At 34.4% G+C, this 26,111-nt stretch carries 14 protein-coding genes; all 14 read left to right on the top strand.

Annotation, left to right across the window (positions count from 1 at the left end):
- Positions 1-4: 4 nt before the first annotated feature.
- A complete protein-coding gene (locus Z053_RS31940; RefSeq protein ID WP_025665832.1) occupies positions 5-3,931 on the top strand; it encodes a PKD domain-containing protein in 3,927 nt (1,308 codons plus the stop codon).
- The gene (locus tag Z053_RS0115020; RefSeq protein ID WP_025665831.1) at positions 3,931-5,364 is read left to right on the top strand and encodes a contractile injection system tape measure protein; all 1,434 of its coding nucleotides are present in this window, start codon (positions 3,931-3,933) and stop codon (positions 5,362-5,364) included. Before Z053_RS31940 ends, Z053_RS0115020 begins: the two co-directional genes overlap by 1 nt.
- A 3-nt stretch (positions 5,365-5,367) precedes the next feature.
- A complete protein-coding gene (locus tag Z053_RS0115015) occupies positions 5,368-10,758 on the top strand; it encodes an eCIS core domain-containing protein (RefSeq protein WP_025665830.1) in 5,391 nt (1,796 codons plus the stop codon).
- Between the two features lies 1 nt (position 10,759).
- On the top strand, positions 10,760-11,380 hold the full coding sequence (locus Z053_RS0115010) for a hypothetical protein (RefSeq protein ID WP_160170103.1): 621 nt from the start codon (positions 10,760-10,762) through the stop codon (positions 11,378-11,380).
- A gap of 15 nt (positions 11,381-11,395) precedes the next feature.
- On the top strand, positions 11,396-12,571 hold the full coding sequence (locus tag Z053_RS0115005; protein WP_025665828.1) for an eCIS core domain-containing protein: 1,176 nt from the start codon (positions 11,396-11,398) through the stop codon (positions 12,569-12,571).
- A gap of 116 nt (positions 12,572-12,687) precedes the next feature.
- Positions 12,688-14,049 (top strand): ATP-binding protein, encoded by a 1,362-nt coding sequence (locus tag Z053_RS0115000; RefSeq protein ID WP_025665827.1) that lies wholly within the window; start codon positions 12,688-12,690, stop codon positions 14,047-14,049.
- 581 nt (positions 14,050-14,630) lie between these two features.
- Positions 14,631-15,614: a toll/interleukin-1 receptor domain-containing protein gene (locus Z053_RS0114995; RefSeq protein WP_025665826.1), complete on the top strand. Its 984-nt coding sequence runs from the start codon at positions 14,631-14,633 to the stop codon at positions 15,612-15,614.
- A gap of 2 nt (positions 15,615-15,616) precedes the next feature.
- Complete coding sequence (locus tag Z053_RS0114990; protein WP_025665825.1) at positions 15,617-16,687, top strand: isoaspartyl peptidase/L-asparaginase family protein; 1,071 nt, start codon at positions 15,617-15,619, stop codon at positions 16,685-16,687.
- Positions 16,688-16,847: 160 nt separating this feature from the next.
- Positions 16,848-17,780 carry a hypothetical protein gene (locus Z053_RS0114985; RefSeq protein ID WP_152538317.1) on the top strand — a complete coding sequence of 311 codons (933 nt, stop codon included), beginning with the start codon at positions 16,848-16,850 and terminating at the stop codon, positions 17,778-17,780.
- Between the two features lie 148 nt (positions 17,781-17,928).
- Positions 17,929-23,454, top strand: coding sequence for an alpha-2-macroglobulin family protein (locus Z053_RS0114980; protein WP_025665823.1), 5,526 nt, complete (start codon positions 17,929-17,931; stop codon positions 23,452-23,454).
- A gap of 59 nt (positions 23,455-23,513) precedes the next feature.
- Positions 23,514-24,026: a hypothetical protein gene (locus Z053_RS0114975; RefSeq protein ID WP_025665822.1), complete on the top strand. Its 513-nt coding sequence runs from the start codon at positions 23,514-23,516 to the stop codon at positions 24,024-24,026.
- A 19-nt stretch (positions 24,027-24,045) separates the two neighbouring features.
- Positions 24,046-24,339 carry an antibiotic biosynthesis monooxygenase family protein gene (locus Z053_RS0114970; RefSeq protein WP_025665821.1) on the top strand — a complete coding sequence of 98 codons (294 nt, stop codon included), beginning with the start codon at positions 24,046-24,048 and terminating at the stop codon, positions 24,337-24,339.
- A gap of 82 nt (positions 24,340-24,421) precedes the next feature.
- On the top strand, positions 24,422-25,192 hold the full coding sequence (locus Z053_RS0114965) for a 5'-nucleotidase C-terminal domain-containing protein (protein ID WP_025665820.1): 771 nt from the start codon (positions 24,422-24,424) through the stop codon (positions 25,190-25,192).
- Positions 25,182-26,099 (top strand): bifunctional metallophosphatase/5'-nucleotidase, encoded by a 918-nt coding sequence (locus tag Z053_RS0114960; RefSeq protein ID WP_025665819.1) that lies wholly within the window; start codon positions 25,182-25,184, stop codon positions 26,097-26,099. Before Z053_RS0114965 ends, Z053_RS0114960 begins: the two co-directional genes overlap by 11 nt.
- Positions 26,100-26,111 lie beyond the last annotated feature (12 nt).

Raw genomic sequence — 26,111 nt, 5'->3', positions numbered from 1 at the left:
TATTATGGGGCAATCTATTCAACATGATCGGTATCCAAAATTTGTAGCAGATCAAGTGCTTACAGAGAAAAGCCTTAATCAGATGTTTGGCTATTTGGAGGAGCAACAACGACTTACCAGAACTACCTTAATTGGTATTGGAGTAATGTGTGGTATGCAAGTTAGTGTAAATGCAAGTCGGACGGCTTTAACAATATCGCAAGGCGTTGGAGTGACTTCAAAAGGATATTTGGTACCTTTTCCCGAAACCACGTATACATTTTATAATGATGAGTTTTCTGCCGAGCAGGAGTTCATGTACCCTCCTTTTATAAACGCTATAACTAAGAAACAAAAGTTCCCGCTGTATTTGTTACATAACAATGGAGCTGCAGAAATAAAAAAAACTATTAATGCTAGTTTTCTTGAGGACAAAGCGGTGGTTATTTTTGTTGAATTACTGAGGGTGGATAACAAAAATTGCGACCCTGATTCTTGTGATGATAAAGGTTGTACGGTAGAAGTAACACATAGACCACTATTGGTTGATCTTGAGAATCTAGACGAACTCATATTTAGTGGTGCAAATAAAAAACCATTTTTGCATGAGCCATCATGTGTAGAGTGGCCTTCGATAAAGATGCCCAGGTATAATGTACCTAGTACACTATTGCTTAGTTCTGAAGAAGTGTTGAAGAACTTTCTTAAAGTATTGGATAGTGGTTTTATCTTAGAAATTGAAAAAATACTAGAGGCTGCTTACAGTTCATTTGGATATTACATAAAAGATGAATTTCCTAGTAATCCATTTTCAGGACTTAAAAATAAGTTCAAATTTTTGTTTGATGGAAGCCTAACAGCTCAACAATTACTTCATGTACAGTATTATTATGATTTCTTCTCAGATTTAATTTATGCTTATGAAGAGCTGCGAAAAATGTGTAATGAATGTTTAATCCTTTGCAGTCCTAACCAGGATTTATTTCCTAGACATTTGATATTAGGAAATGCAATTTCTTCTGAAGACGAATTTAGGCATCACTGGATTCAATCTCCTGCTTTTTCTTGTAATTGCTGTTCAGAAGGAAAAATAAAATTCTTATTAAAAAAGATAGCGCTATTAATTAAGAAACTGGAAATTCCATTCTCATCATTTACTGAAGATCGAAGAACTGTAAAAGTTACACCTAGTAACTATGGAGATATCACTCTTTCGGATAAAGCAATACCTTATTACTATGATATTGTAAATGGACCAGATGAATTGTATAATCACTGGAATTTCAAAAAAACAAAACTCAAAAAAGGAGATACTAACTTATCGTATGATGCAAATAAATATGGAGCAAATAAATATATCAAAGATCCTTTAAGCTATGATATCGAACCATACAATTTTTTTAGAGTTGAAGGGCATTTGGGCATGAATTGGAAAAGTGCCTTAGCTCAAGTCAATAAAGTGAAAAATGAAAAACGACTGCCCATTGATGTTGTGGCATTGAATGGGGATGTATTTGAACTTTTTAGAAGTCTATTGTCGAACAAAAATAGCTTAGCCGAAATTATTTCGGGCAATAAGGATATTGTTGAAGAATTGATATGCTATTTTGCTGATATAGAATCACAATATGATGCACATGCAGCCGAGTTGAGGTGTACAATACTTAAAGTAATGGTGTATTTCTACAATTTACCCGTTGTGGCTGGCACACCTATAACAGAGACCAATAATTTTCCGGAATCGGATATGGTCAGAAAAAAATTCCCAAATTATAAAACAAAAACAAATACATATGGAGAAGCATTTGATAAATTCTATGCCCCATTAAAAAATGCAGAGTACATTACTCCATTGGCATTTAGCACTACAATAGGATTTGCGGGTATTCCTGTAGCAGCAAATAATCAGATATTTTTACTCAACCCGGTCTATCTCATGTATTATTTGGAAAAAATTCATGAAACACTAGCAGATGGTTTGGTAGATCTCAAAATAAATGTACTTACTCAAAGATTAGAAGATGCCTCTAATGTTGCGGCTTACATGTTATTATTAGTTGATAATCTCTCGGGTAGTGATAATAATATAGAATTACCTTCTTTATGGGAAGAAAGCCTGGCAGCTGTGACATGGATTTGTAAAGCGGATGTGTTTAACGTACTTTATAGAAATTTCCTTTTCAACTATGCGCTTTTTATAACCAATCAAACATTTGCAATGTATGCTTTTAGAAATAGTGGGATACAGCATAAAGCAGGGGTGACTACCGGAGGTACTTTTATATTAGTATATAATGATAAACGAGAAATAAGAACATCAACAATTACGGGCACTATAACCGATGTTACAGGAGCTTCTTTACCAGGAGCAAATATAATTGTAAAAGGCACGACACAAGGCACAACCTCTGATTTTGATGGTAACTATTCAATTACTGTATCAGATCCGGATAAGGCAGTTTTGGTCGTTTCTTATGTTGGTTATCAAACAAAAGAAGAACAAGTTAAAGGTAGAAGTAATGTTAATATAACACTGGCAGGAAGTTCAACAGTTGTAACTATTGATGAATTTGCCGCAGCCGAAAATGTGTCAAGAGCTGCAATAGATACTGCATCAAGAGATTTCAGAGAATTTGTAAGCGCTAAAGAATATAAGAGAGCAGCGAATACGAGTAATCCTATTTCGGAGGTAAGAAATAGTAAATCTGTAAAAGGCCTTGAATTTAACAGAGTTTTTGAGGAGTTTGAAACCTTGCAAAAGAGTGATAGGCTAACAAGCGATGAGTTAAAATCGCTGGTGAATCAATTTCCTGATGGTACAGTAATTGCAGATTTTTTTGTTCCTAATATGTGTAAAGCATCCTGTATGCCCATGAATTTTCTGGTTATTGGAGGTGAGACAGAACCTGATCCAATTGATATTCGATTAGAAATAGAAAAGAGAGAGTATTGTGATGATGATGATACACCCTATCCTATAATAGCAGAACCAGAAGGGGGTGAGTTAGAGATAGATGGTACTATGGTGAGTACTAATGAATTTATACCATACAATTTCAAAGCTGAAAATAGCGCTTTTAGAGAAGTTGAGATCACGTATTACCCAAATGAAGATAGTAAAAAAAGTATAACAGTGAAAGTTTATAAGAACCCAGAGGTTTCTATTGCTGCTAATCTTATTGATCGAGTGAAACACATCATCGAGTTTGAAAGTGCGACAGAATTTGTAGATAGTTATTTTTGGGATTTCGGAAATGGGCAAACTTCAACTGAAAAAAAACCGGGACCTATTACTTTTGAAAGCTTTCCGGCGACAGTAACATTAAAAGTGGTAAATGGTATTTGTGATGCATCCGAAACGGTAACGTATAATTTCCAAAATGAAGGTCAAACAGAAACCAGACTATGTACTCCAATAGATGAAATTGCAGCAGAATTTAAAATTCTTGATAAAAATAGTACCGATAAATTTAAAAGTGGAGAGCAATACATAGCCTTGAAAACCATATTCATTGACAAGTTTTCAAGTATTCAGGCCTTACCTCAGAAAGAGCAATTCAAACTGTTAACAGGACAAATGCCGGTCTCTACAATTTTAGAAATCCTTAAATCTCTGAATTCGACTATAACTTCTGATTCAAAGCAAAGAAGGTCTGCACTTTTATTATATGAAATTTTATTAAAACTAACCATGTTCTATGCTTGCTGTCAAAAAGCAGATGTAAACAAGGCAAAAGTAAAAACAGAAAAAGTACTAGGTATGATGATCCGGCAGATAAATTCCTGGAGAAACTCTATCAAATTTACAAATCCAGAAAAGAAAATCTTAGATAGTATGAAAAAAATAACCACTGGGGAACTTACTAAGACTTCTTCAGAGACACCAGATAAGACGACTTATATTCAATTACTAAAAAAATTAGATGATGTATTAACACAATTATTATCCTAGTGGCAAAGAATCATATACATAGAATACATAATGCATTCATTGAGTTTGATTTCAAAACTCTTACGAGTGATGAATTAAAAGGAAATGATTTTGTGGATTGGGCAAAAAAAAATGTCCTGGAAACTATTGATCACCATGCCAATAATTTGACAGATATTCATACCATTATTCATATTCCTGAAATAAGTATAGAACTAAATCTTAATGTAGAAGATCACTTTTTTAAGGATGATGAAGATTTACTTTCTGTGATTAGTGACCAAATTCTTAGTGCTTTAAAAAAATCAATACACCAAAATCAATCTTCAAAAGTTTCTATAGAACAATATAGTGCCAATATTGTATTAGAATACATAATAAGTGGCCAGATAAACCAATATTATTCTAATGAGAAATGGAACGATCTGGTCGCTACTTTTTTTGAAGAGATTATTGCGAATAAAGAATTATACATGCGATGGCAAAATCGGATACAGAATAAGAGTGTATTTGTCAGGTTTTTTGAACTCGTACAAATTAGTGAGTTGAAAGAATTTATAAGGAAATGGTTAGGAGAAAAAAACGCATTAAAATGGCTTACTGCGGTAATACAATTACAGGTTGTTAATCCAGATTATTTATGGCCCATTAATCAGGTTGATTTTTATTTTAAGATCTTTAGATTGTTACCTAAAAGCGAAATGTCGTTATCGTTAACACTACAAAAGGTTATTAGACAACAAATTAAACAATCAAAAGCAGCTATAGTTAAGCTTAAAATCCCAAAACAAATTGAAAAAGAATTGTCTGCAATCTTTGATCATAGTGATATTAAAAGAGAATTAAATTCTCTTGCCATTGAAGAATATAGTGTTGGTAAAGATCCTTCAAATGAAAAAAGTACAGATAAAGAAAAAAACACAAGTGAAGAAGTTATTATAGATGTTAAAGGGGATAGCGCATATGTAGGTCAGGCAGGACTTGTTTTGTTAGCTCCGTTTCTTTCAATGTTTCTAAAAAACCTGGGGTATATCGACACAAAAGCAGGAGTGTTAAAACAACAAGAAATACCAATGTTGTTTCATTATATAGCAACTGGAGAAACCACAGCGCCAGAATGGAAACTAACCTTACCAAAAATCTTATCTGGATTAAAACCCGGACAACATTGTGATACCGAAATAAAATCAAATAAAAAATTAGATTCTCACATAAACGAACTATTAGATTCTGTTATTGGGCATTGGGAAGCGTTAAAAAATACAACTCCGGATGGTCTAAGAGAAACCTTTTTAATTCGGGAAGGAGAATTAAAATTCAAAAATGGATTTTACTATTTATATATAAAAGAGCAAACAGTAGATATTTTACTATCCTATGTTTCATGGAACTATACGACCATAAAGCTAGATTGGATGCAGAATATTCTATTTGTAGAATGGAATAAAAATTAGAATTTGTTTTCTACAACAGCAGATAAGACAGCGAAACCCTCTGTGAGCGTACAACGCAAGACAGAACAAACTTTTTTTGGATCTCAAAAAGAGCAGAGGACAACTGCGTCAGAACCTACCTTTTTTAAGCCAGCCATTCAGACCAAATTACGAGTGAATCAACCTAATGATGTCTACGAAAAAGAAGCAGATCTTGTAGCAGAAAGAGTGGTAAATATGTCGGATCAGCAGGTTGGTTTGCAAAATACTGCTCCTCCCGAAGTGCAACGTCAGGAAGAAGAAAAAGAAGAAGAGGAAACTATCCAGACAGCTGCTATTTCTGTACAAAGAATGGCAGATGAAGAACAGGAAGAATCTCCTTCTATACAAACCAAACAATACACTTTTATACAAAGAGAAGAGAATACAGATATGCAAGCATCATCTAGTGATGAGGAAGAATCCTTGCAGAGATATTCGAATGAGCGGTCACCTTCTATGTATCATTCAGATGTTATACAAAGAAGTGGCCGCGGTCCGCCCGCTACGGGTGTGCGATTTCAGAATCAATTGCACAATTCAACTTCAGGTGGCCGACCCATGTCTAAATCGGTCAGTAGTTTTATGGAATCCCGCTTTGGGGCAGATTTTAGTGCAGTAAAAATACATACTGACACGAGCGCTCAGCAAATGAGTAAGCAAGTAAATGCACATGCTTTTACTTACGGAAATCATGTCTATTTCAATAGCGGAAAATACGATCCGGATTCAAGTTCGGGTAAAACGTTACTTGCGCATGAGTTAACACATACCATTCAGCAGGGAGCATCTCCTGTTGCCCAATCCAAAGTACAGCGAAAACACGCATTCACAGCTGTACAGAAAAAGTCTATTCTTCAAAGACAAGTAGCACCACAACTAACAAAAGCTGTAGAACTTGCAGAGGGTGAAAAAGGAAAAGTTATTGCCAATAAAGAGGGGGCAGATGGGTATCGTTACGGTTGGGAAAGATTAATGGAGTATTTTGAAACCACCTTTGGAAAGGACAAAATAGTCTCACAACCAACAGGCGAAAAAAATATAGTTCCTAGAATAAATATCAAAAAACAATCCAAATTCAAAGGAAATATTATTGATCATAATGACAAACTCGGTGTAGGAATGAGAGATGCTATGCCTAGTTGGTGTGGTATATTTGCTTTCTGGGCATTAAACAAAGCCGGTATCCCTATGCCTAAATGGCAATTAGGAGTACCATTTATCCCACCTGAAGCAGCTTATCCACCAGGTTATACTCCAAAACCAGGAGATTTGGCATATAAAAAACTACGCTCTCATTACGGGTTGGTTGTAGGTATGGAAGGCACCAATCGTGTAAAAAGTGTAAATGGAAACACAGCTGGTGATGATAATTTAGGTGGTGAAATCCAAGTACAAACCCACGATATTAGTAACTGGCAAGGCTTCTTTAATCCGATGGTGGCTAAAACCGGAAATTTAAGAGATCCAGAACACGGTGATAAGGATACCAAACCTAAAACCCTGGAAGAACTACTTAAACTTAAGTATGGCGTAAACCGAAAAGCTGAGAACGAAAACGAAGAAGAAGAAATCCAGGCTAAACCAGAAGAAGATCAGAAGGAAGAAGAAATCCAGACCAAAAAGGATGGTGTTAAGAAAGAGGAGGAAGAGGAAATCCAGACTAAACCTGAAGATGATCAGGAAAAAGAGAAAGATGAAGAAATGCTTCAGGCAAAATCTGAAGAGCCAGAAAAAGAAGAAGGCGAAGAAACGATACAGAGAACTGAAATTGGTAGCCCAGGAGGGTTTGCTTCAAACGGGGTAGAGTACGAATCTGATGATAGTGCTGCAGACATACAAACCAAAGCAGAATCGTCGTTAGCAAGCCAGGTGAAAACCAAATCGAATGGTCCAATGATACAGGGTGGATGGCTTGGTGATGCCTGGAATGCTGTGTCAGGATTAGCCTCTGATATGGCGGATCTTATAGAAGAAGGAATCGATAAAGCCAAAGATTTCTTGATCGATAAGGTGCTGGATTTTGTTGGAGAAATACCAGGATACACCCTATTGACCTATATTATGGGTAAAGACCCAATTAAAGGTACCAAGGTAAATAAAACACCGCTTACATTATTAGATGCTATATTGGATATTATTCCAATAGGAGGGGATACCGTGAAATGGGTATTGGATTATTTTAAGGCTACAAATCCGGTAGCAAATTGGTTATTTGATTCTGTAAAACATTTTTCGGGCCTCATAGAAAGTGTGAAATCGAAGTTTGCTAGTTTCTGGAATAGATTAAGTATCAAAGATGTTGGTAATCCCGAACGCGTTATGAATGATGTGGCAAACTTGTTTCAATCTGTGGTTACACAGGTGGTTTCATTTGTGGATGATGTAGGAAAGGATTTCCTAAGTACGGTCAAAGATATTGCTGTTACCAATCTGGTAACCGTGGTTAAGAAATATTTCCCAAATGCTTATGATCTACTAACGGTAATACTTGAGGAAGATCCAATAACCAAGAAACGAGTTGACCGAAATGGAACCAATATTCTTAATGCCGGATTAAAAGTGTTAGGAGATCGAGGAGCACAAATAAAACGCCAGATGATAGAGAATGGCATCTTCGAAAAATGCGCTGGCTGGATCGATAGAAGTATAAATCTGATGCTTTCTTTGGTATCTGATGTTAAAAATATTTTTAGTACTGCTTGGGAACTCATTTCGTTTAAATCACTTTTCACTCCAATAGAAACATTTAATAAAATAGCAGAAGCATTTACAACACCAATAAAACGAATTTCATCTTTTATTACAGATGCAATGATAGAATTATTAGCCCTATTGAGAGAGGTGCTAGTATCAAAATTAAGTGATTTTGCTAAGAAACAGAGAGGGTACTTCTTGGTAACCGTATTGATTGGTAAAGATCCGTTTACTGGTAATAAGGTAAGAAGAAACACAGAAAATATCATTCATGGATTCTTTAGCCTTATGGATGGTGGAGAAGCGCAGTTCCAGCAAATGAAGGAAAGTGGGAAAATTGATCAAATGACCCAAAAGGTTAACAAAGCAGTCAAGCGTCTTGGATTCACGGTCGAATATGTTCTCGGACTCTTCACAAGTTTATGGGAATCCATGAGTTGGAAAGACTTCCTTAATCCGCCAGGCGTTTTCGTGAAGATCTTTAACACTTTCAAATCACCAGTAATACGACTAGTGAAATTTATCATCACTATTGTAAAAATTGCCATTGAAATAATGCTCATTGCTATGAACTTCCCGTTTGATACGGTTAACAATATTATACAACGTTCTCTCGAGGCCTTTGGTAATATAAAACGTGATCCTATTGGATTCCTGAAAAATATACTTAAAGGTATTAAGCAAGGCTTTGTACAGTTCTTTGATAATATTCTCAAGCATTTAATGAGTGGATTAGCTACCTGGTTATTTGGCTCACTAGGTGGTTTAGGTATTAAAATGCCTCCTGATTTCAGCTTCAAAAGCATACTTAATCTTGTGCTTGAGATTTTGGGGATAAGTGTAGATAAAATAATGGAGCGCGTATGGATCAAATTAACCGAGCAAATAGGTGCTGAGAAAGTCGCTAAGATTAAAGGAGCTATAGATAAATTAACGGGTATTTGGGCTTTTGTAAAAGACGTTATCAAAAGAGGACCAATAGCTATTTGGGAATATGTGCAGGAGAAATTAAGCGAATTATGGAATATGGTGTTGGATGCTGCCAAAAACTGGATCATGACCAAGGTTATAGAATCAGTTATCACCAAATTGTTAAGTATGCTAGATCCAACAGGAATCATGGCTGTAATCAATAGTGTAATTGCCATTTATAAAGCGATTCAATCCTTTATTGAGCACCTCAAGGCAATGCTAGAGATCTTAAATTCATTTGTCAATGGTGTGGCAGAAATCGCTGCAGGAAATATTAAAGTAGCTGCCGATTTCTTAGAAGGAGCCATGGCAAAAGGAGTTCCGGTATTGATAGGCTTCCTGGCAAACCAGGTAGGTTTAGGGGATATAGGTAAAAAATTGGCAGAGATTATTGGTAAAGTAAGAGAGAAAATTACCGAAGGTATAGATTGGTTGGTAGGTAAAGCATTAAAAATCGGAATGCCAATTATAAATGGTGTACTTAAAGCTATCGAATTTGGAGAAGGTTTGGTCGAGAAAGGAAAAGAGAAATTGAAAGATATAGCCTCTAAAATAATAGGTTGGTTTAAGTTTAAAGAGAATTTTAAATCGAAGGATGGAGGAAGCCATAAACTATTTATAAAAGAGGTAGGAGGTAAAAAAATATTCTATGTTGCCAGTGAAGAGACTCCAGTTGAGAAATTTTTGAAAGATAAGTCAGGAAAAGAAACTGATACGACAAAAAAAGCAGCTATAACAGGAGCATTAAACTATTACCAGGGAACAGTTGTTACAAAAGAAAAGGATGTGTCAACCAAGGAGGCAGAATACATAGCAGAGCCAGATAAAAAGAAAACTAGAGCAAAAAGATTTCAATATCAAAAAGCTACACAGGAATTAAGATCTATAATGCAAACATTTGCAAACAAATTATCAGATTTAGATTTTGGAAATGAAAATGATGCAACGGTTAGAACAAAAATCAAAAAAACCAAAAAAGGAGCAAGAGCTGGAAATGTTACTGCGTGGCCACTAACTCATTTGCCAGGTGATTTTATAGGATCTTCTCCAAAGCAGAACCCTCCAGGATGGACTGCACATGCACAAGATGCTTCTGACAAATGGGTGCGAGGTCATTTATTGAGTGAACACCTTCATGGTCCAGGTCTAAATTGGAATTTAACTCCAATTAGTCAAAGTGTGAATTCTGGTATGGAAGGAGTGGAAAGTGCAATGATTCCAAGAATTAAAGAACAAGATAAATTCTTTTTTTACATTACTAATGTTACCTATGATGATTCCAGAACTGATGAAAACGTTAATATTCCTACAGACATAAGCATTGAGTCTGGTGAATTAGAAAGAGAAGAAGGGAAGGATGATTCGTTTATCAAGAAAGATACTAATACTGTACCATTCACTGTTGGTATACCTACGATGAGTGGTCCTCCTAATTTAAATAGTATAGGTAGGCCGACTATGGAGATTAAAGGAATTAACTCCCGCTTGGCAAGGGATATTCTAAGTTGTAGAGATAAGTTTCAAGAAACACATGGAGGGTTTGATGATTTGCCTGACCTTATTAACAAACTACAAATGTTTTATGCTGGAACTCTAACACCAAAAGATGGCAATTATCCAAAAAAATGGCTTAGTGAGTTATCTAATGATCACATTACGAGTCTAAATACTATAATAAATACAAATAATGTTATTACTATTTCATGATATGAGGAGTACTATACAAAAATTCGATAAGCTATTAATTGATATGAAAAGGAATCCTTATTTAAGAGTAAGTAATGGGTTAATAGGAAAATCTACAAACATCCGTTTGAAAGAAATTATACTTAAAAGTATTGATTTTAAATTGAATGAGATGATACATGAATTTTACGATTCGATTTCATCTGTTAAAATAAGATGGGAATGTGATCTAAATGCCCATTCAGAGATTCAGAAATATGATAAAAATGATGAACAATTATACGGAGAAATAAATATAAATACCTTAGGTAAAATGGTACTCTTTGATAGTGCTCTTGATAATGAGTATTGGACTGCAAATTTCGAAAAAGATGGTTGGGAAGACCTCAAACAGTTCAGAGTTTTTGAAAAACATGATGAATATAGGAAGGTAGGTTTCTTAATCGAAAACAACTTCATAGATACAAATCTATATTCTCTTGAAAAAGGAGCTACAGGCTTTAGCACATTTCCATTAAATTTTGAAGAATATCTGGATAAACTAATTGAATTCAAAGGTTTTTTGGGATGGCGTTATAACATCATTGATACGAAAGGAGAAGACTACAAGCGTATGATTTACTATTTAAACCAAATATTCTAATTAAAGTAAGAAATCATGAAACATAAATCATTTAGAAAACGAAGGGTAAAAAAACAACAACCTTCTAAGAAAAAGCAACAGAACGATAATTTCTTTGAATCACAAGTACAGCGCAAATGTGAAAAATGTAAGGATGAAGACAAAAAAGAAGTGCAAAAGAAATCTGATGGACAATCAACTACAGCTTCTAAGAACTTCTTTGGTTCTTATATGAATACTATCGATAGTAAAGGAAGTTCATTATCAAAAAACAATCGAGCATTTTTTGAAAGCAGAATGAATGATAATTTTGGAGATGTAAAATTGCATAACGATAAAGAATCAGCTAGTGCTGCCAAAGAAATTGGAGCTAAAGCCTTTGCATGGCAAAATCATATTGTAGTTAATAGTGAGTATTACAAAGAGGGGAGCCTGGAAGGAAAAAAACTATTAGCTCATGAATTAAAACATATTCAGCAGCAAAAAAACGGAAAACATATAATCCAGATGATGCCCGAAGAAGATGCTACAGAACCTGCAACAAAAGAAGAGGAAGAAGTTGCAGAACCAACTACAGAAGAAGGAGTACAACAAACCTCTGCGGCCGATTCTGAAACAATGGAGAAAGAGGCCGAGCAAGAGGAAGAGATGATAATGGTTCCAGAAAGTATTCCAGATTTTCAAACTTTTGGGAAAGCATTTGCCAAAACAGCCTATGCAAATTCTGTAACTTTTGAAGGAAGAACAGATGCTACTTTTGATGGTGGTACAGGTTCGACAAGAAGTTTAAGTAGAACACCCTCAGAAGATTGTGTGAATTGTGCAGAGGGGGATTGCTGGCATTATACCGGGCAGTTACAAGTAGATTATAGTGTATCTACCAATATTACGTTACCAGATGTTCCCGAAGGGCTAACAGAGTGTCAACATGAAAGAGTAAGAAATGCAATCGATAACGTCCTGTCTCCTCATGAGGATGATCATGTAACTGCTTTTAACCAATATAATGGTAGTGTAACATTACCTATCGATTACACAGGATGTAGTGCTGGTATCCAGGAGTATGTAGAGAATTTGCATCATATAAATGCAGCTTCAAGAGAAGCAAGAGTACAAGCGGCCAGCGATGCTTTGGACCCATTTCATGTTGCTGTAGATTTGGATTGTGAAGACGAATCAACTCCAGCTCCTACACCAGACGCAGAGCAATAAGGGGCAAAACACTCTTTTTTAAATATCAAATATGCAGTATCTTGAACAAAATACGTGTTAGCAATATTGTGCTCTATATTGCCAAGTAAGTAGCAATACACTTTATATATTAAGATATGCAAGGAATAAAAGGTAATCTGAAAATAGTTCCCTCTTATGAAGACGATTTTGATAAGTGCCTCGATTCATTAGGTAAAATATTAATAGAGCGAATTACTACAGCCCATAAAAATTCGGAAATCGATCTGGCAAAATATGATGATATTTCGTTTACACCAGTTTTGGATAAGGTTTTACAAATAAACGATGCTTTTTTATTTGAAGAAAAACTGGTGCTTTTATTAGGTATTGCTCCTTATATCAGACCTGGGTTTCTTGAAGATATTATGGCTCAAGCACTTCCGCAGGGAGGTGAATTTATAGCTTTTGGAGGAGTAAAAGGACAACATCATCGAGGTATTTTACCTACAGGAGAAACTGCACTTTTTTTATTAGCAGGTATGAATATCTCTAAAAGATTACATTTTCAGAAAATATTTGGTAGTGATGCTTTATTTGCCAAGTACGGATTATTACAAGTAGATTCTGTGTCAAATAAGGAGCCGAATATGAGTGGACGCCTCACGCCAGACGCAGATTGGTTAGAGTTAATCTTATTAGGGCAAGAAGCTGCACCAGTTCACAGTATAGAATTTCCTGCACGCAAAATCTCTACTTCTATGTTATGGGAGGATTTAGTATTGCATCCTCAAACCAAAGATCAAATAAATGACATTCAAGTTTGGATGAATCATCATGATAAGATATTTAAAGACCCTACATTCGGAAGGAAAATCAAGCCAGGATACCGAGTCCTTTTTTATGGTAAACCAGGAACCGGAAAAACCTTAACCGCATCCTTATTGGGGAATAAGTTTGATATTCCGGTATATAGAATTGATTTATCATTGGTAATATCAAAATATATAGGCGAAACCGAAAAACACATCGAATTAGTGTTTTCAAGAGCAGAGCGTAAACGTTGGATTTTGTTTTTTGATGAAGCAGATGCGCTATTTCATAAAAGAGTTGGGGTCAATACTTCTAATGATAGAGCAGCAAATCAAGAAGTTTCTTATTTGTTACAACGTATTGAAGATTTTGAAGGGCTTCTAATTCTAGCATCTAATTTCAAAAATAACATAGACGATGCTTTCTTAAGACGATTTCATAATATTATTCATTTCCCTATGCCAGGGACATCAGAAAGGTACAAATTGTGGGTACAGAGTATTCCAGGTGATATGAAATGTAATAGTGATATTGACTGGAAAGAAATTGCCGATAAATACGAAATTACAGGTGCAGAAATTATTAACGTAATGTATTATGCTTCTTTAAAGGCTTATTCTAGGAAAGAAAATATAATACTTAAGAATGATGTTTATGAAGGAATTAAGAAAGAGCTTAAAAAACAAGATAAGGCTTTTTCCTATTAGGAGACTTTCCACTTTTACATTTCAAAGATTTCGTCTTTTTGACCTTCAGTTGAACCTTTTCGATGAAAATTTAGGCTTTAGAGGTTCAACGTTGGGTGACCAATGTCTAAATTTAAGCCTATGTTCTCTAAAATTAGGCTTCCTGCACTCAATTTTGAAACCCTAACCTCTAAATTTGAGACTCTCTTGTCTAACCGAACGTCTTTTTGACCCACCGAAAGGTCTTTTTCATCTATTCTTCTGCATTATTCGACTTTGGAGCACTTTTGGTACGATTAAAAAACTGTTTTAGCTCGGTTACTTTTTTGGTAAATTCAATTCGGAGATGGTATAACACATCAAAATACCATTTCTACATTGCATCATGCTCTAGATGATACAGATCTTATTCTTGATTTTTATCCCTTATTATCACTCACTTTATAGCGCTAAACTCACCTGTTTTTACGGTTTAAAAGTAAAAGTTTTGTTGGAATATTTCCTATAAAAATTGGAAATATTCCAAATAAACAAAGTAATTTTGTAGTAGCAATTTTTAGTAAGAATTAGTCAGTTTTAGGTTAAAAAAAAAGAAGTCAGTGATGAAAAACAAGAATTATGAATATGATGTTGCGCTTTCTTTTGCTGGAGAGAATAGAGCATATGTAGAGGAGGTTGCGAATAGCCTCAGGATAAGAGGAATCAAAGTGTTTTATGACCTATTTGAGGAAACAAACTTATGGGGTAAAAACTTATATGAATATTTATCCGAGATTTATCAAAACAGGGCAAGATATACAGTACTATTTATATCAGGGTTTTACAATCAAAAATTATGGACCAACCATGAGAGAGCCTCTATGCAAGCAAGGGCATTTCAGGAAAGTAGAGAGTATATTCTGCCAGCTAGATTTGATGATACAGAGATTCCTGGGATATTGAAAACTGTAGGATATATTAACTTGAAAGATAGAAGTCCAGACGAGTTTGCGGGGCTGATCGAAAAAAAACTAAAAAAAGATCAAACCTTTTTGAAAAGTAAATGGTCAAAAATTTCTACCCTGATCAATCCAAAACCTTTCATTTTTACTATTAAAGTGGTAAATGAAAAAGAAGAATCGATTAAAAATGCCAAAGTGGTCTTAGTCGCTAATAATTCTACATATCTTGAAGGGTTTTCTGATGAAAAAGGATTGGCACATTTTATTATTCGAACACGTAAATTATATACTGTGCTTATTGCTCATCCAGAATATCCGGCAGTACTATTCAAAAATATTAACCCAAAGGAGGATATAGAAGTAACTATTGAAAAATTAAAAGGATCAGGTTCTGTAATCCTTAATAAATCTGGGGAAACACCAGGGATTATGGGTAGGATAAAACCTGTGTTGAAATCAAACAATAGAATATCATTATATGCCGACAACATAGCGATTGAAGGGGGGCAACATCAACCTTATGATATTGAGTTAAATAAATCAATAATTTTAGAAGATAATGGAGGAAATAGTATACATTTAACCTTCAGATTCTTTCAAGGGAGAATCGCTTTAATCGATTATTGTAAACACAAATTATCTTAATTATGAAAAGAGTAATCATCTTTTTTAGTTTTATTTTGTTTTTGGCTTGTAAAGAACAGCCAAAGGAAACAGCAGAAACACCTATTGTCGAAACTGCCAAGGAGGAAATTAAAAAACCAGAGGATAGTTTTGGAATTGTAATTCATGGTGGAGCAGGAACTATCTTGAAAAAGAATATGACTCCAGAAAAAGAAGCAGCTTATAAAGCTAAACTCGAAGAAGCAATAAAAGTAGGACATACCATTCTTAAAAATGGAGGGACCAGCCTTGAAGCTGTTGAGAAAACGATAAATGTCCTTGAGAATTCTCCATTATTTAATGCAGGTAAGGGAGCAGTATTTACTAATGAAGGAACTAATGAATTAGATGCTTCTATTATGGATGGTAGTAACCTTAATGCCGGGGCAGTAGCAGGAGTTAAAACTGTTAAAAACCCAATCAATCTAGCTAGAGAAGTAATGCTTAATTCTCCTCATGTATTATTATCAGGTAGTGGAGCCGAATTATTTGCTAAAGAAAGAAACCTTGAGATTGTTGATCCAGCATATTTCTTTACAGAAGACCGCATGAAATCGCTAGAGAGAGTAAAAGAAAAACTAAAAAACAAAGAAGCAAATAAAACCACGGCTTTTTATGACCCCTTTATAAAAGACTCTAAATTCGGGACAGTTGGCTGTGCTGCATTAGACAAAAATGGAAATTTAGCTGCAGGAACCTCTACAGGAGGAATGACTAATAAAAAATGGAATCGTATAGGAGATTCGCCGATTATTGGAGCAGGAACATATGCTAATAATGCAACTTGTGCGGTCTCAAGTACAGGGTGGGGAGAATATTTTATACGAGCGATGGTGGCACATGATATTTCAGCATTAATGGAGTATAAAGGGCTTTCTCTTGAGGAAGCTGCCAAAGAAGTAATACAGAAAAAGCTTACCGATCTTGGTGGTACAGGAGGAATTGTAGCAATAGATAATAAAGGTAATGTAACTATGGAATTTAATACTGCCGGAATGTATCGTGCAACAATGAACGCTACCGGAGATCTTACTATAGGAATTTATAAAGAATAATTCTCCTGTTTTTAATTTTAAAAATTTACCCTCCTATACTAAGGAGGGTTTTTTATTTTGAAGATATTGTAGAGCAAAAATTCACTATTTTCTGGGGGAAATAGAACCAAAAATCTCATTACTTTTATCCAATAATTACAATTGTATAAATGATAAGCTGATGAAAAGAATATTGATTTTTGTAATAATCTGTATGATGAATAAAGGTATGGCTCAAAATAAAGAAAATATAGTTGGTTTATATGCATTAGGCTCTCATTCTCCAGAAGGAGGAAGTCATCTGTTTGTTTTAGAAAATGGCAAATTTGTGATTACTTATTTTGGAGGTGTGCAGGTGGGAAGTTGGCGTATAGATAAAGATCAAACTTTTTTGTTTACCCCAGACACTAAGAAAAATGAATTCGAACTTTATGGGAGGTATAATAAAAAGATACAAGACAGTTTAAAGATCTTTTTTACAGGTTTTGAAGAATCACGAAGTTTTATGAGTCTAAAAAAATCAAAAGATGATCACTATATCATGAAACAGGTATTTAATGATGACGCTAACTGTTTTGGTTATCCTTATGTAGAAACTTTTAAAAAGGATTCTGATTTGATTTCTTTTATGGCCATAAATGAAAGAATGAATACGGCTATATATAATTTTAATATCAAAGGATTTAATGATTTTATAGCTTGTTTTTTTACTAGAGAAAATGAGGTGTATCCTTTTTATACTACATTAAAAGACAACAAACTATACATAGATGAAAACGAATATTCAGAAAAACGCCCTTTGCCAACAGAAGGAGAGGATATAGAATTTATTAGAGCAATAGCCAATAAGAATACTTCTGAAAACGCGCTCTTTTATAATCCTTCATATAATCCCTTTAAAGAGGACATAAATGCAAGCCATGTTTTTGACAAAGAAAAGCAAGCATATATTATTCCGGGGTTTTATAAAGAAGGAAATGAGGATAGAACAGATGACGAAGCATTTTTCGATATATCGATCATCTATAAATATGAATTGTGTACAGGTACTTTTGCTAAATCAGTCAATTATAAAATTGAAGATAAACCTATTTTTCAGGTTAACTGTAAATAAGTGAATTTATAGATGTTGGATAAGTGTCAAAAAAGACAGATTATAAAGGATTAAAAAATAAAATTGAAATTTACAACTTTAAGCAGATTGAGATGGTGTAGAATACAGTTAATAATTACTACCTTTAATCCGCTAAACATCGACTAATATGAAATTATCACGAATTCTCTATCTGTTACTTTTTGTAGCATTCGCATTTTCTTGTAAAAAAAAAGACGATCAATCTATAGCTGAGGCAAATGCTTCAGAATTAAACAAATATCAAGAATATATCTCAGATGTATCTTCGGGGGTAATTTCGGTTTTGGATAATGTGTATGTCGTATTACAAACACCAGTAGAAGGTTGGGATGATAATCAAGAACTACCAAAAGATATACTCACTGTCTCACCAAAAGTAAAAGGTAAAATTATTGCTGTAAATAATCGAACTATTTCTTTTCAACCAGAAGAAGGGTTTGACGAGGACACAGCTTACACTTTTACTCTAGATCTAGAAGAATTAGTTAAAGATTTTGAGGACGATCTAGATGAAGAATTTGTTTTTACAGTGAAAACATTAAAGCAACAGTTTTCGATAATTACTGATAATCTTCAGTCGTATAGTAAAGATTGGCAATATATAGATGGAACAATAACATCTAGTGATCAAATGAAATTTGATGTTGCAAAGCAACTTATTACTGCTTCGCAAAAAGGAAAGAAAGTAGCCGTAAAATTTAGTGAATCCATCGATAAAAGCCGTCAGTTTAGTTTCAGAATAGATAGTATTCAACGTTATGAAGAAGATTCAGAAGTTACTATTAAATGGTCTGGTAAATCTTTCGATATAGACACAGAAGGCGAGGATGTATTATCCATTCCTGGGAAGAATAATTTTTCTATAATTAGTGTTTCGGTTGCTAATGTAGATAATCAATATGTAGAGATTAATTTTTCTGATCCACTTAAGAAAAATCAAAACTTTAATGGTCTGGTTACCATCTCTGGAGCCAAAAACTTAAAATATACTGTACAAGGTAATGTTCTTAAAGTATATCCAAAACAAGAGCTTAAAGGAACATTAGAGGTAACTGTTTTTGAAGGAATTAAAAGTACAGATAACTATAAATTAAAGAACACATATACCGAAAAAGTATCTTTTCAACAACCAAATCCAGAGATTCGCTTACTGCAAAGCGGAGTGATTTTACCGACTTCGGATAATCTGAAATTTAATTTTGAAGCGATCAACCTTCGTGCTGTCGAAGTACAGGTAGTTAAAGTCTTTGAAAATAATGTCCTTCAGTTTTTACAAAACAATAACCTTAACGGTTCTGGTGATTTAAGAAGTGTAGCAAGACCAATTGCCAAAAAACTAATTAATCTTCAGGAGAATCCATCTTTAAACCTTAGCAAATGGAATGCTTTTGCAATTGATTTAAAAAAGCTCATTACACCAGATCCTGGAGCAATCTATAGAGTCGAACTAAATTATCGTAAAGCATATTCGCTTTACAAATGTGATGGCGCGGCTACAGATGATACTCCAATCGATGAATTAACAGATAATTATGACGAAGAAGAGGAATCTAGTTTTTGGGATAGCTCTCAATATTACTATGATGATTACTACGATTATAATTGGGAAGAAAGAGAAAACCCATGTAGCACTTCTTACTTTAGAGATAAAAAGATTAGTGCAAATGTATTAGCTTCTAATCTGGGAGTAGTCGTTAAAAAAGGGCTTAATAATGCATATATGGTTACGGTTAATGATATTATTACTACCAGTCCTGTATCAAATGCAAAAGTAACTTTTTACAATTATCAGCAACAAGAGATGGGAGTGGCGACTACCGATGCAGAAGGAATAACTGGTTTTGATGCAGATCGCCCGGCATATTTTGCTATTGCCCAATCCGGAAAACAGCAAACCTATGTAAAATTAAATGATGGGAATGCATTATCGGTAAGCAAATTTGATGTTTCTGGAGTGAGATTGCAAAAAGGAATCAAAGGATATATTTACGGAGAACGTGGTGTTTGGCGTCCTGGAGATACTTTATTTTTGTCTTTTATGCTTAATGATAATGCAAATAAATTACCCAAAGGACACCCAGTAAAATTTGAATTACGTGATCCATATGGTAAAGTAACTTACCAGGAAACAAAGACTAATGGGATCAACAATTTCTACAAATTTGTTGTACATACTTCTGATGAAGCGCCTACCGGTAATTGGCAAGCCAAAGTTAATGTTGGGGGAGCTAATTTTAGTAAAACACTTAAAATTGAAACCATAAAACCTAATCGTCTTAAAATCAAAACGACTTTTGATGATGAAGTTTTGGGAGTTAATAAAAACATACAAGGTAATCTCGAAGTATTATGGTTGCATGGCGCAATAGCAAAAAACCTGAAAACAGATATAAATGTTCGATTCAATCCAAAAACAACCAGTTTTAAAACCTTCCCGGGATATGTTTTTGATGATCCAACCCGTAGGTTTGGAACTGAGGAACAAGAAGTATTTCAAGGGCAAATTTCTAACGAAGGAAAAACGAGTTTTAACCTTAGGCCAAAACTAGAAAATAAAGCAGCAGGAATGCTAAAAGCTTCTTTTATTACGAAGGTATATGAAAACGGGGGAGATTTTAGTACCGATGTGATTAGTAAAGAATTTTCTCCATATAGTACCTATATTGGAGTAAATGTTCCTAAAGGAGACAAAGCACGAGGGATGTTGTTAACCGATACAAAACATAATTTTGAAGTTGTCTCTGTAGATGACAAAGGAAACCCTAAATCGGCCAAAGACCTTGAGGTCTTTATCTATAAAGTCGATTGGAGATGGTGGTGGGATACATCAGAAGATAATCTGTCTTCTTATAATAGAGGATCATATCATAACGAAGTATTCAAGACCAAGGTAACAACTAATAGTAATGGTAAAGCCAACTTTAATTTTGAATTAAAATACCCAGAATGGGGAAGATACCTAGTAAGAGTAGTAGACCCAAATGGAGGACATGCTACCGGAAAAATAATGTATATCGATTGGCCAGGTTGGGCTGGGAAATCACGTAAAAATGATCCTTCGGCGGCAACAATGTTATTGTTTTCGACAGATAAAAACACCTATAATGTTGGAGAGAAAGCTATTGTAACCTTTCCGTCTAGTGAAGGAGGAAGAGCATTAGTGACAGTAGAAAACGGTACCGAAGTACTATCTTCACAATGGGTAACTCCGCAAAAAGGAGAAACGAAGTTCGAATTACCCATCGAAGAATTATACACTCCCAATGTGTATATACATATCACATTATTACAACCACATGCAGATACAGCAAACGATTTACCGATACGTTTGTACGGGATCGTTCCAATTTCTGTTGAAGACCCAAATACTAAGGTGCAACCTAAGTTAACAATGCCAGATGTATTACGACCGGAAGAAACAATCACGCTGAAAGTTGGAGAAAATAATGGTAAACCTATGACCTATTCTATTGCTATCGTAGATGAAGGTTTATTAGATTTAACACGATTTAAAACACCAAATCCCTGGAATAGTTTTTATGCACGTGAAGCACTCGGAGTAAAAACCTGGGATGTATATGATGATGTAATTGGTGCCTATGGAGGAAGCATTAATCAGGTATTTAGTATTGGTGGTGATGCAGAAGCGGGTGGTAGCAAATCAAAAAAAGCGAACCGATTTAAACCCATGGTTGTCTTTGAAGGGCCATTTGAACTTAAAAAAGGAGAGACGCGTGCTCATAAAATTAAAATTCCAAAATATGTAGGATCTGTACGTACCATGATTGTGGCTTCAGATGCCGAAAAAGCAGCTTATGGTAGTGTAGACAAGACTACACCAGTACGTAAACCACTAATGGTTCTGACTTCGATTCCTCGTAAAATTACTCCTGGAGAAAAAGTAACCATACCGGTTACCGTTTTTGCAATGGAAAATAAAGTGAAAAACGTAACTGTTACTTTAAAACCTAACAAAGGATTTACAGTAATTGGTGAGGCACAACAAAAACTATCATTTCCTCAACCCGATGAGAAAATGGCCTATTTTGATATCGAAGTGCTAGAAGGAGCTTCACTTACAGATATCGAAGTAGTGGCTAGTGGTGGTGGAGAAAAAGCATCATACAAGGTTCCAATCAATATAGTGAACCCAAATCCAATGACAACAGAAGTTACATCGATTGTTTTAGAACCTAATAGTGAACAGGAAGTAGATTTTGCAGCATTTGGAATTGATGGAAGTAATAGTGCAACAATTGAGTTCTCATCATTACCACCAATGAATTTTGAAAGTAGATTAAGTTATCTAATTCGTTATCCACATGGTTGTGTTGAACAAACAACTTCAGCCGCATTCCCACAATTGTATCTTGGTGATGTATTCAATTTATCATCTGATAAAAAGCAGAAAATACAGAAAAATATAGAAGCCGCAATGTATAGGCTAAAACGTTTTATACAACCTAATGGAGGAATGTCATATTGGCCTGGATATAGTAACCCTAATGATTGGGGAACAACCTATGCTGGTCATTTCTTGCTAGAAGCAAATAAACAAGGATACGTATTACCAATAGGCTTTAAAAGTAACTGGATTAATTACCAACAGCAACAGGCTAAACGATGGAGAAGTGGTAATAATGATCTGGCGCAAGCCTATCGATTATATACATTAGCTCTTGCCGGTAGTCCTGATCTATCTTCAATGAACAGGTTAAGAGAGACTTCGGGATTATCTAATGATGCCAAATTGAGATTAGCCGCAGCTTATGGATTAATTACTCAGACAAAAGCAGCAAACCAATTGCTTAATTCGGCAAATATTGATTTTCAGCCCAGAAATAATAGTCACTATACCTATGGCTCTACCAGTCGAAATCGAGCAATGGCACTAGAGACACTTGTAGCTTTGGACCAAAAAACGAAGGCTCAGAAAGTAGCAGTAGATTTGGCAAAAGAATTATCTTCTAAAAACTGGATGAGTACACAAACTACATCCTACGCATTAATGGCAATGGCAAAATATGCAGCCTATGTAGGTGGGAAAGGAGTAAACATAAACTATATTCTTAACGGGAAATCAACAAATGCCAATACAGATAAAACATTAGCTACCTCTGGTGAACTCTCTATTCTAAAAGACAATAAACTGATTCTTAAAAACAATAAGGATAACACCATTTTTGTGCAAATTGCAACAAGCGGAATTCTACCTGTCGGTCAGGAAAAAGTAATTCAAAGCAAGTTTAAAGCAATTGTAGATTATAAAACAAAAGATGGTAATATTATTAATCCGATACTATTAACTCAAGGAACAGATTTTGTGGCAGAAGTAACCATTACGAATACTACTGGTTCTAAAGTAAAAGATATTGCATTAACCGAAATTTTCCCATCTGGGTGGGAAATAGTCAATACTCGATTTACAGATTTCGGATCGTTTAAAGCCAATGCAGTAACACATACCGATATACGTGATGATAGAGTAAATTTCTATTTTGATCTAAAACCAAATGAAAGTAAAACGATGACCATTTTATTAAATGCATCCTACCTGGGTAAATATTATCTGCCAGGTATCCAATGCGAAGCGATGTATGATAATAGTTATTTAGTAAGAAGTAAAGGGAAATGGGTTGAGGTAGTGAAGTAGATGAATGGGTTTTGATTTATAAATAAGCTCTTTAACCTAAATAAAATGTTACAAATATTATGAAAAAATACCTGCTTAAATATATCATGCTCTTTGTATTAGGGTTGTACTCTACTCAATCCTTTGCTTGTGATTGTGACTGTGATGGGGACTGTTCATTTTCTTCAGTTTCAACAGGAGGGTTTGTTGCTTTGGTAAAAGTAATTGAGTATTCTGAATTTTTAGAATTTGAAGATGATGGGAAATCGAAGAAAATGCCTTTGGCGATGAAAGTAGAAGTTATAAAAAAATACAAAGGTGAAGATACCCGTAAAATCATACAGATTTGGGGGGATAACGGAATGCTATGTCGGCCATATACTGATTATTTTAAAATTGGGAACCATTATTTAATTGCGCCAAACAAAATCTGGAAGAATTCTGAAAATGGAAAAAAAGGAGATTATGATTTCTTTGCATGTGAAGTTGGTTTTTTGGATGTTGATCTCAAAAAAAAGATGGTCTATGGAGCATATGCTAAAAACATAAATAAAATTTCATTTTCTAAAATAGAAACCATTTTAAATAAATAAAAATTAGCTTGATGAACTAATGATTTTAGAACAAGCGATTTTATATATAAAACCAGGAGAATCAGAAGCTTTTGCCAAAGCTTTTAAAGAAGCTCAAAAAATCATTTCTGCTATGAAAGGATATATCAGGCATGATGTATTGAAATGTATAGAAGAAAATGATAAATATTTACTGTTGGTTGAGTGGGAAACGATAGAGGATCATGAAACAGGTTTCAGAAAATCTGAAGAGTATCAGGAATGGAAAAAATTATTACATCACTTTTATGACCCTTTTCCTGTAGTACAACATTATGCATCTATATTATCCTGATATTGCAAAGTGGGTATTTTAACTTAACCATAAAGCAACGTACTGTTTTTTTTATTACCATTGTTGAAAAATCGAAAAATATATGAATACTAAGTTTTATAAGCTTTTACCAGGCCTTTTTTGCTTGATAAGTATTTGTTCCTGTAAGCAACAATCGGTTTCTGTAAATAAGATCTCAGCAATTCAACAAAAAATTGATTCTACAATAATTGCAGATAAAGCTATAGATTCATTTATTGCACCTTTCCGAGATCATTTGAATAAAACTTTGGATGCTACACTGTGTATTGCTCCAGTAGATTTCACTAAACACGATAGAAAATTAGAAAGCAAATTAGGGAACCTTACAGCAGATATTTCTTTACATCAGGTAGAACCGATTTTCAAAAAAAGATATAATAAAGAAATTGATTTTGTATTATTAAATCATGGAGGTCTGCGGGCACCAATACTCAAAGGGCCGGTAACTGCAAGAACAGCCTTTGAAGTAATGCCTTTTGAAAATGAATTGGTAGTAGCAGAATTATCTTATGAAAAAGTACAGGAGCTAGTTTCTTATTTGATCGAAAAACAACAAGCGCACCCTGTTTCTAATTTACAACTCAGTATTGTAAAACAATCAAAAGAAGTACAAAAGTTAGCTATTAATGGAGAACCATTGCAAAAAGATAAAACCTATTTAGTACTTACTACAGATTATTTGCAACAAGGAGGAGATAGTATGAACTTCTTTAAAGATCCTATACAGTTATACAAAACAGATTATAAATTTAGAAATGCACTAATCGATTATTTTAAATCAATAGACACCATAAAAGTACAACTGGATAAAAGAATGAGATATGCAGAATAGGAGAAGATTTATACAGCAAATAGTATCAGCAACAGCTTTAGCTAGTTTAGGAGGGGGAAGTTTAGTGTCCTGTGTTAAACCAGCATCAAAAAAGATAACAGTACTACATACCAACGATGTACATAGCCAGATTGATCCTCTACCAAATAATCATTATAAATACCCAGGATTAGGAGGATTTGCCAGAAGAGCATCGATTATAGAAAAAGTACGAAAAGAAAATCCGAATACTATTTTATTAGACGCAGGGGATATTTTTCAGGGCACTCCATATTTTAATTATTATGGTGGGGAAATTGAATTTAAACTAATGTCAAAACTAAACTATGATCTTGCTACCATTGGAAATCATGATTTTGATAACGGGATAAATGGAATACTGAACCAATTACCTAATGCCACTTTTGATTTTGTATCAGCCAACTATGATTTTAAAAATACGGTGCTAGATGGTATCGTAAAACCATATAAAATATTAGTTAGAGAAGGGATTAAAATCGGAGTTTTTGGTTTAGGAATAGAGTTGGAAGGTTTAGTGAATAAAAATTTATATAAAGAAACCCAATATCTCGACCCTATTGAAATTGCTCAAGATATCACAAGGGTATTAAAAGAAGATCAGCAATGCGATCTTGTAATTTGCCTTTCTCATATTGGGTATGAGTATAAAAATGCTAAGGATAAAATTTCTGATCTTCACCTAGCCAAAAAAACAAAAGATATTGATCTGATTATAGGAGGTCATACGCATACTTTATTGCCGAAACCAGCAGTTGTAGATAATGTGGCAGGAGAGAAAGTACTTATTAACCAATGTGGTAAAAGCGGGGTTTATATGGGACAAATTGATTTTTATTTTGACACCAACGGGAATAAAACAGCAGAAGGAAGATCAATAGAGGTTTAAAATGCTTTTTTG

Source organism: Aquimarina megaterium XH134 (assembly GCF_000520975.1).
Taxonomy (GTDB): Bacteria; Bacteroidota; Bacteroidia; order Flavobacteriales; family Flavobacteriaceae; genus Aquimarina; species Aquimarina megaterium.
This window is presented reverse-complemented; position numbering and strand designations above follow the sequence as displayed.